This window comes from Dyella silvatica, assembly GCF_026283955.1.
GTDB lineage: Bacteria > Pseudomonadota > Gammaproteobacteria > Xanthomonadales > Rhodanobacteraceae > Dyella_C > Dyella_C silvatica.
Map to the genome: position 1 here is coordinate 29,448 of NZ_JAPDPE010000002.1, position 11,890 is coordinate 41,337.

Annotated in this window: 9 protein-coding genes and 1 pseudogene; all 10 read right to left on the minus strand. The window is 59.0% G+C overall.

Annotated elements, in window-relative coordinates:
- Positions 1-10 precede the first annotated feature (10 nt).
- A complete protein-coding gene (gene rplB / locus OUZ52_RS00790; protein WP_114845469.1) occupies positions 11-832 on the minus strand; it encodes a 50S ribosomal protein L2 in 822 nt (273 codons plus the stop codon).
- Positions 833-849: 17 nt separating this feature from the next.
- Positions 850-1,143, minus strand: a complete 294-nt coding sequence (rplW, locus tag OUZ52_RS00795) for a 50S ribosomal protein L23 (RefSeq protein WP_266156400.1) — start codon at positions 1,141-1,143, stop codon at positions 850-852.
- Positions 1,140-1,742, minus strand: a complete 603-nt coding sequence (rplD, locus tag OUZ52_RS00800; RefSeq protein ID WP_266156401.1) for a 50S ribosomal protein L4 — start codon at positions 1,740-1,742, stop codon at positions 1,140-1,142. The genes rplW and rplD overlap by 4 nt, the downstream gene beginning before the upstream one ends.
- An 11-nt stretch (positions 1,743-1,753) precedes the next feature.
- Positions 1,754-2,395 (minus strand): 50S ribosomal protein L3, encoded by a 642-nt coding sequence (rplC, locus tag OUZ52_RS00805; RefSeq protein ID WP_266156402.1) that lies wholly within the window; start codon positions 2,393-2,395, stop codon positions 1,754-1,756.
- A gap of 20 nt (positions 2,396-2,415) precedes the next feature.
- The gene (gene rpsJ, locus OUZ52_RS00810; RefSeq protein WP_008209947.1) at positions 2,416-2,727 is read right to left on the minus strand and encodes a 30S ribosomal protein S10; all 312 of its coding nucleotides are present in this window, start codon (positions 2,725-2,727) and stop codon (positions 2,416-2,418) included.
- Positions 2,728-3,261: 534 nt separating this feature from the next.
- Complete coding sequence (gene tuf, locus OUZ52_RS00815) at positions 3,262-4,452, minus strand: elongation factor Tu (protein ID WP_114845465.1); 1,191 nt, start codon at positions 4,450-4,452, stop codon at positions 3,262-3,264.
- 49 nt (positions 4,453-4,501) lie between these two features.
- A complete protein-coding gene (gene fusA / locus OUZ52_RS00820) occupies positions 4,502-6,592 on the minus strand; it encodes an elongation factor G (RefSeq protein ID WP_266156403.1) in 2,091 nt (696 codons plus the stop codon).
- Positions 6,593-6,659: 67 nt separating this feature from the next.
- Positions 6,660-7,127: a 30S ribosomal protein S7 gene (gene rpsG, locus OUZ52_RS00825; RefSeq protein ID WP_266156404.1), complete on the minus strand. Its 468-nt coding sequence runs from the start codon at positions 7,125-7,127 to the stop codon at positions 6,660-6,662.
- Positions 7,128-7,142: 15 nt separating this feature from the next.
- Entirely contained in the window at positions 7,143-7,520 is a 378-nt protein-coding gene (rpsL, locus tag OUZ52_RS00830) for a 30S ribosomal protein S12 (RefSeq protein WP_114845462.1), read from the minus strand.
- 178 nt (positions 7,521-7,698) lie between these two features.
- A pseudogene (gene rpoC / locus OUZ52_RS00835) lies at positions 7,699-11,882 on the minus strand (DNA-directed RNA polymerase subunit beta').
- Between the last annotated feature and the right edge of the window lie 8 nt (positions 11,883-11,890).

The following is an 11,890-nucleotide window of genomic DNA, read 5'->3' on the forward strand; positions in this document are numbered from 1 at the left end:
CGGTTTCCGGTTATTTGCGACGACGCACAATGAACTGCTGTGTGCGCTTGTTGTTACGGGTCTTGTAGCCCTTGGCCGGCGTGCCCCATGGGCTAACCGGGTGACGGCCACCAGAAGTCTTGCCTTCACCACCACCATGCGGGTGATCGACCGGGTTCATCACCACACCGCGAACGGTGGGACGAATACCCAGCCAACGCTTGGCGCCGGCTTTGCCGAGCTTCTTCAGGCTGTGCTCGCTGTTGCCGACTTCACCGATGGTGGCGCGGCAATCAACGGGTACGCGACGCATTTCGCCGGAGCGAAGACGCAGCGTGGCATAACCGGTTTCACGAGCAACCAACTGCACGGAAGCGCCGGCACTGCGAGCAATCTGCGCGCCCTTGCCCGGCTTCATCTCGATGCAATGAATCGTGCTGCCGACCGGGATGTTACGCAGCGGCAGGCAGTTACCGGCCTTGATCGGCGCATCGGTGCCGGAGACCAGACGATCGCCCACCTGCACGCCCTTGGGCGCGATGATGTAACGACGCTCACCGTCGGCATAGCACAGCAGTGCGATGTGTGCGGTGCGATTCGGATCGTACTCGATACGCTCGACCTTGGCTGCGATGCTTTCCTTATCGCGCTTGAAGTCGATGATGCGGTAACGCTGCTTATGACCGCCGCCCTGGTGGCGAACGGTGATACGACCGTAATGATTGCGACCACCGGTTTTGGACTGCGATTCGGTCAACGCCGCGAACGGCGCGCCCTTATGCAGGCCCGGCGTACGTACGCTAACTGCGTCACGGCGCCCGGGGGAGGTCGGTTTGTGGGTAATTAATGCCATCTCACAGAACTCCTAGCTCAGGCTTTGGCTGACACGTCGATGGTCTGACCATCGGCAAGTCGAACGTAGGCCTTGCGCTTGCCCTGGCGATTGCCAGCGCGGAAACGGAAGGACTTGACCTTACCCTTGGCGTTGACGAGGTTCACCTGCTCGACTTTAACGTCGAACATCTGCTCCACCGCCGCGCGGACATCGGCCTTGGTTGCTTCGGGGGCCACCACAAATACGTACTGGTTGCTCGCTGCGAGGCGAGCCGCCTTTTCGGAAATGTGCGGCGCACGCAGCGTGTTTAGAATGCGTTCGTTGCTCATGCCAACCACTCCTCAACCTTCTTGACGGCCTCGACGGTCATCACGACGTGATCGGAGCCCACCAGGCTGACCGGGTTCAGTGCCATGACGTCGAGCACATGAATGTAGGGAATGTTGCGAGCGGCCAGGAACACTGCCTCAGAGGCGTCTTCCGAAACCAGCAGCACACGGCCCGACACTTGCAGCTCAGCCAGCTTGGCAACCATCGACTTGGTCTTCGGAGTATTGATGCCGAAGCTCTCGACAATCTTCAGACGGTCCTGACGCGCCAACTCCGAGAAAATGGAGCGGATCGCGACACGGTAGGCCTTACGGTTGACTTTTTGCTCGAAGCTACGCGGCTTGGCTGCAAACGTGCGACCACCACCGACAAAGATCGGGGCACGATAGTCACCGTGACGAGCGCCACCGCCCTTCTGCTTCTTGAATTTTTTGGTAGTACCCGACATCTCACCGCGTGACAGCTGCGCTTTAGTACCGGCGCGACCGCCAGCCTGATAAGCGACAACCACCTGGTGGACCAGGGCTTGCTTGAACTCGCCGCCGAACACTTCGTCCGACACGGTGAGCGGCTTGGCGCCAATGACATTCAGTTCCATGGCGTCTCTCCTCAACCCTTGGTGGTCGGGCGGATGATGACGTCGCCACCGGTAGCACCCGGTATCGCGCCCTTCACGGCGATCAGGTGACGCTCGGCGTCGACCTTGACCACTTCCAGACCTTGCTGCGTACGATTCACCGCGCCCATGTGACCCGACATTTTCTTACCTGGGAACACACGACCTGGGGTTTGACGCTGACCGATAGAACCCGGCGCGCGATGCGACAACGAGTTACCGTGCGTGGCGTCGCCCATTTTGAAATGGTGGCGCTTGATGGTGCCCTGGAAGCCCTTACCCTTGCTGACGCCTGCGACGTCAACCATCTGGCCGGCCTGGAACACATCGTCGGCCTTGATTTCGGCGCCCACGGTGTACTTGCCCAGGTCGTCCGCGGAAACGCGGAACTCCCAAAGACCACGACCCGGCTCAACTTTCGCCTTGGCGTAATGACCTTTCAGCGGCTGGGTCAGCAGACTGGCGCGCTTGACGCCTGCTGCAACCTGCACAGCGCTGTAACCGTCGTTATCTTCCGTCTTCAGCTGCGTAACGCGATTCGGGGTGGCTTCAATCAGCGTCACCGGAATCGAGCGTCCGTCTTCAGTGAAGAGTCGGCTCATGCCGCATTTGCGGCCAACTAGTCCGATACTCATATTCGTATCCTGTCTATCGCTCAACCGAGCTTGATCTGAACATCTACGCCAGCGGCGAGATCAAGCTTCATGAGCGCGTCCACGGTTTTGTCGTTGGGATCAACGATATCGAGCACTCGCTTGTGCGTACGTGTTTCGTACTGATCGCGAGCATCCTTGTCGACGTGCGGCGACGTAAGAATGGTGTAACGCTCGATCTTTGTCGGGAGCGGAATCGGGCCGAGAACCGTAGCGCCAGTGCGCTTAGCCGTCTCGACGATCTCGCTGGCCGAACGGTCGATCAGACGATGATCGAACGCCTTGAGCCGAATGCGAATTTTTTGGTTCGCCATAACCGTGTCCTATTGTCGAAAGAACAAACTGTGAATCGAGATGGCTTCTCACCAACTCGCACAACCTAATTACCACTACTACACCATCAACCAGGCCGACCGCCGGGGCGAGTAACTCACCGTAAAGATCGACCCTAAAAGACCAGGCAGACCGAGTAATCGGTCTGCCCAGACAGAAAAGTATAAAATGCGCAAATGCAAAGGTCAACAGAGCCTGCGACCCTGCCACCTAAGTATTCCCGCAACATCCATGTCTTGCGAACTCGAAGCACAATCCGTGCACCTCATTTCGCGGTAAATCGAACGACACAATGGGCCGCCCGACTAAAGATAACTTGTCGACTATAACCTAACGGTAATAAAAAGGGAAGCGATTGGCGCCAACATCACCACCTCGCTTACCACACGGGCTCTGTAGCGCCTGTATTTGGGCTCGAGCTCATTCAAAAATCGCATAAAAAGAAAGGGCGAAAGCTTTCGCTTTCGCCCTTTGCATAGGCAATCCGCTTAGCGAATTGCTTTATCTCTTACCGCTTACTTGATGACTTTCGCCACCACGCCGGCGCCGACCGTGCGGCCACCTTCGCGAATAGCAAAGCGCAAGCCTTCGTCCATCGCGATCGGGTGAATCAAGCTCACCGTCATCTTCACGTTGTCACCCGGCATCACCATTTCCACGCCTTCCGGCAACTCGCAAGCGCCAGTCACGTCGGTGGTGCGGAAGTAGAACTGCGGACGGTAGCCCTTGAAGAACGGCGTATGACGGCCACCCTCGTCTTTCGACAGCACATACACTTCGGCCTCGAAGTCGGTGTGCGGCTTGATCGAACCCGGCTTGGCCAAGACCTGGCCGCGCTGCACGTCGTCACGCTTCAGGCCACGAACCAGCAGACCGGCGTTGTCGCCTGCCATACCCTGGTCCAGCAGCTTGCGGAACATTTCGATACCGGTAACGGTGGTCTTCTGGGTATCACGGATACCGACCACTTCGACTTCGTCACCGACCTTGATCACGCCGCATTCAATACGACCGGTGACCACGGTACCGCGACCGGAGATCGAGAACACGTCCTCGACCGGCATCAAGAATGCCTTGTCGATCACGCGAACCGGCTCAGGAATGTAGCTGTCCAGCGCGTCCACCAGCTTGATGATCGCCGGCACGCCGATCTCGGACTGATCACCGTCCAGCGCCTTACGGGCCGAACCATGGATGATCGGAGTGTCGTCGCCCGGGAAGTCGTACTTGGTGAGCAATTCGCGCACTTCCATCTCGACCAGCTCGAGCAGCTCGGCGTCGTCCACCAGGTCGGCCTTGTTCAGGAATACGACGATGTACGGCACGCCCACCTGACGCGACAGCAGAATGTGCTCGCGAGTCTGCGGCATCGGGCCGTCAGCGGCCGAGCACACCAGGATCGCGCCGTCCATCTGCGCCGCACCGGTGATCATGTTCTTCACATAGTCAGCATGGCCGGGGCAATCGACGTGGGCGTAGTGGCGGTTCGGCGACTCGTATTCCACGTGGGCGGTCGAGATCGTGATACCACGTGCCTTCTCTTCCGGCGCCGCGTCGATCTGGTCGTAACCCTTGAATTCGCCACCGAAACGCTCTGCACCGACCTTCGTCAATGCGGCGGTCAGCGTCGTCTTACCATGATCCACGTGACCAATCGTGCCGACGTTGACGTGCGGCTTGGTGCGTTCGAATTTACCCTTTGCCATGACTCTAAACCTCTAAAAGAACTGTGTTATTTGGAAAAAAGAGACCTTATCAGGCCTTCTTCATGACCTGTTCGGCGATATTGGTCGGCGCTTCAGCGTAATGGTCGAATTCCATCGTGAAGGTAGCGCGACCCTGGGTCTGCGAGCGAAGACTGGTGGCGTAACCAAACATCTCGCCCAGCGGAACCAACGCATCAATGACCTTGCCTGACGGCGTTTCGTCCTGGCCACGCAGGATGCCACGACGACGACTGATGTCGCCCATCACGTCACCCGTGTAGTCATCCGGCGTGACCACCTCGACTTTCATCATGGGCTCAAGCAAGACCGGGCTGGCCTTTTTGAAGCCCTCTTTGAAAGCCATCGAAGCGGCCAATTTGAACGCCATTTCGGACGAGTCGACATCGTGATACGAACCATCGATCAGACGAACCTTGACGTCGACCACAGGGAAGCCAGCCAATGGACCGCTGACAATGGTCTCCCTGAGACCTTTCTCGACCGCCGGAATGAATTCCTTCGGAATCACACCGCCGGTGATCGCATTTTCAAACTCGAAACCCTTGCCGCGCTCTTGCGGGACAAGCTCGATGACAACGTGACCGTACTGGCCCTTACCACCGGACTGTTTGGCATGCTTGTAATCTTGCTTGACCGTGCTGCGAATCGCCTCGCGGTAAGCTACCTGCGGCTTACCGACATTGGCCTCGACATTGAACTCGCGACGCATGCGGTCAACGAGAATGTCCAGATGCAACTCGCCCATGCCGGCAATGATGGTCTGACCCGACTCTTCATCGGTACGTACGCGGAACGACGGATCCTCAGCCGCCAGGCGACCCAGGGCGATACCCATCTTTTCCTGGTCCGACTTGGTCTTTGGCTCGACCGCCATCGCGATCACCGGCTCCGGGAATACCATCCGCTCAAGCGTGATGATGTGATCTTGCGAGCACAGCGTGTCACCGGTGGTTACATCTTTCAGGCCGACAGCAGCCGCGATATCGCCGGCGCAAACCTCTTTCAGCTCCTGACGCTCATTCGCGTGCATCTGCAGAATGCGGCCAATACGCTCTTTTTTCGACTTGATCGGGCTGAATACCTGATCACCGGCGCTCAACGTACCGGAGTACACGCGGAAGAACGTCAACGAACCGACGAACGGATCGGTCATGATCTTGAAAGCGAGTGCCGAGAACGGCGCATCGTCTTTCGCATCACGAGTGATCTCATTCTCGTCTTCGTCAACACCCTTGACCGGTGGACGATCGGCCGGCGACGGCAGCAACTGAATCACGGCGTCGAGCATAGCCTGCACGCCCTTGTTCTTGAACGCCGTGCCGCAGAACACCGGAATCAGCGTATTCGCCAAGGTACCGGCACGAATACCCGCAATGACTTCGGCCTCTGAGAGCGCACCCTCTTCCAGGTACTTATTCATCAGCTCTTCCGAGGTCTCAGCAGCCGCTTCGACCATGAAGTTGTGCGCCTTGTCGGCAGCATCCTTCAGGTGAGCCGGAATCTCCTGATACTCGAACTTCATGCCCTGGGATTCCATATCCCAGATGATCGCCTTCATCTTGAGCAGATCGACCACGCCCTCGAAGCCATCCTCGGCACCGATCGGAACCTGCATCGGTACAGGATGAGCACCCAGGCGTGATTTCAGCTGCCCAACCACCTTGTCAAAGTTGGCACCGGTACGGTCCATCTTGTTGACGAAGGCCAGGCGCGGCACTTTGTACTTGTTGGCTTGACGCCAAACGGTCTCGGACTGTGGCTGAACACCACCCACGGCGCACAACACGAACACGGCACCATCGAGCACACGCAAGGAGCGCTCCACCTCGATGGTGAAGTCCACGTGGCCTGGGGTATCGATGATGTTGAAGCGGTGCTGCGGCAAGGAACGATCCATGCCACTCCAGAACGCCGTGGTAGCTGCCGACGTAATGGTGATGCCGCGCTCCTGCTCCTGCTCCATCCAGTCCATCGTTGCAGCACCGTCATGCACCTCGCCAATCTTATGACTGACACCGGTGTAGAACAGGATGCGCTCCGTGGTGGTGGTCTTACCAGCATCGATGTGAGCCATGATGCCGAAGTTGCGGTAGCGCTCGATGGGAGTGGTGCGTGCCACGGTACTAACCTCGTATTGAATGCCGATTCAAACCAAGCTGGCCTAAACCAGCTGATTTAAACCAGTCTTACCAGCGGTAATGCGAGAAGGCCTTGTTGGCCTCTGCCATACGATGCGTCTCTTCGCGCTTCTTGATCGCGCCACCGCGATTCTCAGAAGCTTCGAGCAGCTCGGCGGCCAGCTTGCGCGGCATCGAGGTTTCGCCACGCTTGCGAGCGGCGTCGATGACCCAGCGCATGGCCAGCGCCATACGGCGACCCGGACGCACTTCGACCGGCACCTGATAGGTGGCGCCACCGACACGGCGGGACTTCACCTCAACAGCCGGGGCGATGTTGCCCAGAGCCTTCTCGACCAGAGCCACCGGCTCGGCATTCTTTTCGCCCAGATGGCTCAGCGCACCGTAAACGATGCTCTCAGCAACCGACTTTTTACCGCTCTTCATCACCATGTTGATGAAGCGAGCGATCAGCTGGCTGCCGTGCTTGGGATCTGGCAAAACCAGACGGGCGGGATGTGAACCTTTACGCGACATACTTGTGTCCTTCCCTTATTTGCTCTTCGGGCGCTTGGCGCCGTACTTGGAGCGCGATTGACGGCGCTTTGTGACGCCAGCGCAATCGAGGCTGCCACGCACTGTGTGATAACGCACACCCGGCAGATCCTTAACGCGACCGCCGCGGATCAGCACCACCGAATGCTCTTGCAGGTTGTGACCTTCGCCACCGATGTAGCTGATGACCTCGTAACCATTGGTCAGGCGCACTTTGGCAACCTTACGCAAGGCCGAGTTCGGCTTTTTCGGGGTGGTCGTGTATACGCGCGTGCAAACGCCGCGACGCTGCGGGCTGTTTTGCAAAGCCGGCGAATCGCTCTTATAGCTCTTCGGGCTACGGGATTTGCGCACCAACTGATTGACTGTCGTCATGCGAAGCTGTTCCTGAGAAACATAGAGGCAGACCGAATAAACTCGGTCCACCAAGAAGCGGGAATTTAACATGGGCGGCCCGCCACAGGCAAGCCAGAGCCCAGCCATCCATGACCCGAACACGAGGCGCATCCCTGCACCTCATTTCGTATGTTAGAGAGCAAGCACCTTTGAGGGCTTACTCAACATCATTATCACTACCGGCGACAGCTTCTGCGAAGGAGGCTGAAGATGCGGAGCTGGAAAGAGCTTCCAACTCTGCGGCCGTTAGACCGCCCTGGCGACGACGCGCTGCGTGATACGCCAGACCCGTACCTGCCGGAATTAGACGGCCGACAGTAACATTTTCTTTCAGGCCACGCAAGGTGTCACGCGTGCCACGTACGGCAGCTTCCGTCAATACGCGGGTCGTCTCCTGGAACGACGCCGCCGAGATGAAGGATTCCGTCGCCAACGAGGCCTTGGTGATACCCAACAGTACCGACTGGTACTCAGCCGGACGCTCGCCGCGCTTGATGGCGCGATCGTTCTCGCCATTGATGCGCACACGCTCGACCTGCTCACCACGCAGATAATGGCTTTCGCCGGCCTCGACGATCTCGACCTTGCGCAACATCTGGCGAATGATCGCCTCAATGTGCTTGTCGTTGATCTTCACGCCCTGCAACCGGTAGACGTCCTGAATTTCCTTGACCAGGTAAGCAGCCAGCGGCTCGACACCCAGCAAGCGCAGGATGTCGTGCGGGCTCGGCTCGCCGTCGACGACGGTTTCGCCCTTCTCCACGTGCTCGCCTTCGAACACGATGACCTGACGCCACTTCGGGATCAGCTCTTCGTGCTCATTGCCGTCGACGTCCTTGATGATCAGACGCTGCTTGCCCTTGGTGTCTTTACCAAAGCTGATGACGCCCGAACGCTCGGCCAGAATCGCCGGCTCTTTCGGCTTACGCGCCTCGAACAAGTCGGCCACGCGCGGCAGACCACCGGTGATATCGCGGGTCTTGGAGGTTTCTTGCGGAATACGTGCCACCACGTCACCCACGCCGACCGCCGTACCGTTCTGGATCGAGACGATGGCGCCAGCGGGCAAGAAGTACTGCGCCGGCACGTCGGTACCCGGCAGCTTGAGCTCGCGGCCCTTGCTGTCTTCCAGACGCACGATCGGGCGCAGATCCTTGGCCTGCGTACCGCGACGCTTCGGATCGGTGACCACCGCCGATTCCAAACCGGTCAACTCATCGGTCTGGCTCTGCACAGTCACGCCATCGAGGAAGTCGATGAAGCGCACGGTACCGGCCACTTCCGAGACGATCGGATGGGTATGCGGATCCCAGTTGGCAACCGTCTGGCCAGCCTTGACCGGATCGCCATCCTTGACCGCGATGATCGCGCCGTAAGGCACTTTGTAACGCTCGCGCTCGCGGCCGTTGACGTCGATCACCGAGACTTCGCCTGAACGAGACACGGCCACCAGATGACCCTGCGTATGCTGCACGGTCTTCAGGTTGTTGAATTTCAGCGAGCCGGTGGTTTTCACCGTCACGTTGTCGACTGCAGCCGCACGCGAAGCCGCACCACCAATGTGGAAGGTACGCATGGTGAGCTGGGTACCCGGCTCACCGATGGACTGTGCGGCAACCACGCCCACGGCCTCACCCATGTTGACCAGGTGGCCACGTGCCAAGTCACGGCCGTAGCACAGCGCGCAAACACCGTGCGTCGCTGCGCAGGTAATCGGCGAACGCACCTTGATGATCTGCACGCCGGCCTTGTCGAGCTTCTCGACCAGGGCTTCGTCCAGCAAGGTGTTCTGGGTAACGATCGGCTGATCGTCATCGCCCGGGGCGTAAACATCTTCAGCCACCACGCGACCCAGCACGCGCTCGCGCAACGGCTCGACCACGTCGCCGCCTTCAACGATCGGCTGCATGATCAGACCGTTCTCGGTGCCGCAATCGGTCAAGGTAATGACCACGTCTTGCGCCACGTCCACCAGACGACGCGTGAGGTAACCGGAGTTAGCCGTCTTCAACGCCGTATCCGCCAGACCCTTACGAGCACCGTGGGTGGAGTTGAAGTACTGCAGCACGTTCAGGCCTTCGCGGAAGTTGGCCTTAATCGGCGTCTCGATGATCGAGCCGTCCGGACGAGCCATCAAACCACGCATACCGGCCAGCTGACGAATCTGCGCCACGGAGCCGCGGGCGCCGGAGTCGGCCATGATGTACAGCGAGTTCATCGATTTCTGGTTGACCGTCTTGCCTTCGGCATCGGTCACCTTTTCGGTACCGATACCGTCGATCATCGCTTTGGCGACCAGTTCGTTGGTGCGCGACCAGATGTCGACCACCTTGTTGTAACGCTCACCGGCGGTGACCAGACCCGACTGATACTGCTCCTGGATCTCGACCACTTCCTTCTCGGCTTCTTCCAGAATCGGCCTCTTTTCGGCCGGGATGATCATGTCATCGATGCCGATCGAGATACCTGCACGGGTCGCAAAGCGGAAGCCGGTGTACATCAGCTTATCGGCAAACACGACGGTCTCTTTCAGACCAAGCAAGCGATAGCTGGAGTTGATCAGGCGCGAGATGGCCTTCTTGGTCAGCTCGGTGTTGGCCAGCGCAAACGGCAGGCCTTCCGGCAGAATTTCCGCCAGCAATGCACGACCGATGGTGGTCTCGACCAGTGAGATCGAGGTTGTACGCGTACCGTCTTCGGCAATGTTCACCAGCTTCAGACGCACCTTGACCTTGGCGTGCAACTCAACCGCACGATTGTCATAGGCACGGCGCACTTCGCTGATACCGGAGAACACCATGCCGGTGCCCTTCACGTTCACCAGCTCGCGAGTCATGTAGTACAGACCCAACACCACGTCCTGCGTCGGCACGATGATCGGCTCGCCGTTGGCCGGCGACAGAATGTTGTTGGACGACATCATCAAGGCGCGCGCTTCGAGCTGCGCCTCGATCGACAAGGGCACGTGCACCGCCATCTGATCGCCGTCGAAGTCGGCGTTGAACGCGGTACAGACCAGCGGGTGCAGCTGAATCGCCTTACCTTCGATCAGCACCGGCTCGAATGCCTGAATACCCAGGCGATGCAGGGTCGGAGCACGGTTCAACAGCACCGGATGCTCGCGGATCACATCTTCGAGGATGTCCCACACCTGGCCTTCTTCGCGCTCAACCAGCTTCTTCGCCGCTTTGATGGTGGTGGCTTCGCCACGCGCCTGCAGCTTGGCGAAGATAAAAGGCTTGAACAGCTCAAGCGCCATCTTCTTCGGCAGACCGCACTGGTGCAGACGCAGCGTCGGGCCGACCACGATCACCGAACGACCGGAGTAATCCACGCGCTTGCCGAGCAGGTTCTGACGGAACCGGCCCTGCTTGCCCTTGATCATGTCGGCCAGCGACTTCAGCGCGCGCTTGTTGGTACCAGTGATGGCACGACCGCGGCGACCGTTGTCGAGCAGCGCATCGACCGATTCCTGCAGCATGCATTGAGCTCGAGCAGACGCTTCAGACGGTTGTTGCGGTTGATGACGCGGCGATACAAGTCATTCAAATCGGAGGTGGCAAAACGACCGCCATCCAGCGGCACCAACGGACGCAGGTCCGGCGGCAACACAGGCAGCACGGTCAGCACCATCCACTCCGGCTTGTTGCCGGACTCGAGGAAGGCTTCGATCAGCTTGACGCGCTTGGTCAAGCGCTTGAGTTTGGTCTCGGAATTGGTCGAGCCGATTTCTTCCTTCAGGCGCACCACTTCGCTCGGCAGCTCAAGCGACTTCAGCAGCTCGTAAACGGCCTCGGCACCCATGCGGGCATCGAACTCGTCGCCGTGTTCTTCAACGGCTTCCAGGTACTGGTCCTCGCTGAGCAGCTGACCGCGCTCAAGCGCCGTCAAACCTGGATCGATAACCACGAAGGCTTCGAAGTACAGGATGCGCTCGATATCACGCAGGGTCATGTCCAGCATCAAGCCGATGCGCGACGGCAACGACTTGAGGAACCAGATGTGCGCGGTCGGGCTGGCCAGTTCGATGTGGCCCATGCGCTCGCGACGCACCTTGGCCAAGGTGACTTCGGTGCCGCACTTCTCGCACACCACACCGCGATGCTTCATGCGCTTGTACTTACCGCACAAGCACTCGTAGTCCTTGACCGGTCCGAAGATGGCGGCGCAGAACAGGCCGTCACGCTCCGGCTTGAAGGTGCGGTAGTTGATCGTTTCCGGCTTTTTCACTTCGCCGTACGACCAGGAACGGATCAACTCCGGCGAGGCCAACGCGATCTTGATCGCGTCGAAATCGGGGGTTGCCCGCTGCTGGTTGAATAGATTGAGCAAATCTTTCATTGCATAAG